Here is a 2,372-nt window from a genome sequence, read left to right as displayed (position 1 = left end):
TATTAATTAGATTGGAGAAAAAATGAAAAGAATAATTGTAATTTCTATTTTACTTCTAATTTTCACCGGATTATTTGCTCAAACCAAAGACACGCTTTACATTCTGGAAACAACCGATGTGCACGCTCGAATTTTTCCCTATAATTATTATACTGATGAACCCGATGAAATTGGTTTTGCTCAAGTTTATTCACGGATTCAAGAATATCGTAAAAAATTCAAAAATGTGATATTGCTTGATGGAGGGGATGCGATTCAGGGAACACCGATGGCTTATTATTTCCATAAAATCGAAAATGACAAACCTAATCCAATTATTCTGGCAATGAATGAAATGAAATACGATGCTTTCGCTGTGGGCAATCACGAAATCGAACAGGGAGTTGAAGTTTACACAAAGGCTATGAATGAATCCGAATTCCCATGGCTTTCTGCAAACTCCACTTTATCAGATAGTTCAACTTTTTTTCAACCTTACACGATTTTGGAAAAAGATGGTATAAAAATCGGTGTTATCGGATTGACTACTCCCGGAATCCCGACAATGCTGGATACTGTATGCTATCCGGGAATCACTTGGACAGATATGGTGAAAACAGCGCAAAAATATGCGAAAATTGTTCGTCCGAAAGTGGACATTCTCGTGGGTCTCTTTCATGCAGGATTTGATGCCGGTGAGGATGCTTATAAATCAAAGCAACTGGGATTGCCGGTTGCAAATGCTTCGGGCCTTGTAGCCGATTCAATTCCGGAATTCGACCTTATCTTTGGAGGACATTCGCACCGAGTAAAACCAAAGGAGAAAATCAATCCACCTGTGGATGAATGCATGAAAATAATTGCAGGAAAATGGGGAATCTATCTAGGAGTTTCAAAATTTGTTTTGGAAAAGAAAAGGAATAAGTGGAAAATTATTGATAAATCAGGCTGGGTAGAATCTGTTGCGGGACAAGAGCCATCAGCCGAAATATTGGTTTTGACGAGTGATTATCACGATGCGATTCTGGAATACATTCGCACAAATATTGCCGAAATTAGAGATACAATTTTGGGTACGAATTCCCGATTTGAAGATTCTCCGATTGTGGAATTGATCAATAAAGCGCAAATGGATTACACCGGAGCAGACATTTCTTTTGCTGCAAGTTTTCGCACCGATTATTGTTTCGAACCGGGAAAATTGCAAATTAAAGATGCCTACAGTATGTATCCTTATGAAAATTTTCTTTATGTTGCGGAAATGACCGGGCAGCAAATCAGAGACTATCTCGAGGCTTCTACAAAATATTATTTATTTGATGGCGAAATTGTGAAGACAAATCCTGAAATTGCCGGTTATCATTGTTCAATGGCGGAAGGAATTGATTACGAGATTGATTTATCCGAAAAAATCGGCAAAAGAATAAAAAATATTAAATTGAGTACATCCGGGCTACCGCTTCAAAATAATAAAAAATATAAAGTTGCTCTAAACAGTTACAGAGCAAGTGGTGGAGGCGGTTTGATGGAAGCAGCCGGCGCAAAGAATGCTCCGATTGTTTTTAAATCCAATGAAGAGATGCGAACAATTTTGATAAACTATCTCATGGAAAAAGGTTCAATCTCTGCGGAAGTGGATAAGAATTGGAAGATTTTGAAGTGAAATGAAAATTTAAAAGATTTTATCATTTCTACAAGGGCATGAATGCCCACGCTAAATCGAATAAAGCCGGATAAATCGGGCTTGGAAAAATAATGGGTGAATAATGCTTTGTTCGACGAAATATTTTAGTGGTGGTTTACCAGATTGTAAGACTTTCATCAATATTTACTAAATAATCGAAGAAATTGACAATGCAAATGGAAATAAAATTTTTGTTCAAAATGAAAGTGCTGTTTTCTTATCATAAATATTAGGAGCTATTAAGTGAAACCAAAAACAATATTAATGTTTTTACTGATCGCGATTTTTGTGGTTGTGTTATTACAAAACACACAAGTTGTGGAACTCAGATTACTTTTTTGGAAGTTGAGTATGTCGCGTATAATCCTTTTTCCCGTAACACTTATTATCGGACTAATTATCGGATTTATTATGGCAAAACTCGACAGTAAAAAGAAATTGACGAAAAAGGAATACGGCAAATCAGTATAATTCAGTAAAAGGTGAAAAAAACTTTCTGATATAACTTAGCCCACTTATGCAATTGCACGGTGTTTCGAGCCGTCTTTTCAGCAGAAGAAATTTTGATTTTACTTTCTAATTAGTGTACATCCGTAAAGTAGCCTTCTCAAGAAGTCACGGACCATTCCGTGACTAATTGAAAAAATTATCTATTAAGTTAATTAGCGTTATATTTGTGAGTTGGAAAATCTTAAGTCAAGTTCAAAAA

2 protein-coding genes are annotated in these 2,372 nt (G+C 35.9%); both read left to right on the top strand.

All coding sequences use genetic code 11. The features are described 5' to 3' along the window. Positions 1 to 22: 22 nt before the first annotated feature. The gene (locus U9P79_00110) at positions 23 to 1,642 is read left to right on the top strand and encodes a 5'-nucleotidase C-terminal domain-containing protein (protein ID MEA2103037.1); all 1,620 of its coding nucleotides are present in this window, start codon (positions 23 to 25) and stop codon (positions 1,640 to 1,642) included. A 264-nt stretch (positions 1,643 to 1,906) separates the two neighbouring features. Next, a complete protein-coding gene (locus U9P79_00105; protein ID MEA2103036.1) occupies positions 1,907 to 2,134 on the top strand; it encodes a lipopolysaccharide assembly protein LapA domain-containing protein in 228 nt (75 codons plus the stop codon). Positions 2,135 to 2,372 lie beyond the last annotated feature (238 nt).

The organism is Candidatus Cloacimonadota bacterium (genome assembly GCA_034661015.1).
In the GTDB taxonomy this organism is placed as follows: Bacteria; Cloacimonadota; Cloacimonadia; order JGIOTU-2; family JGIOTU-2; genus JAYEKN01.
This window is presented reverse-complemented; position numbering and strand designations above follow the sequence as displayed.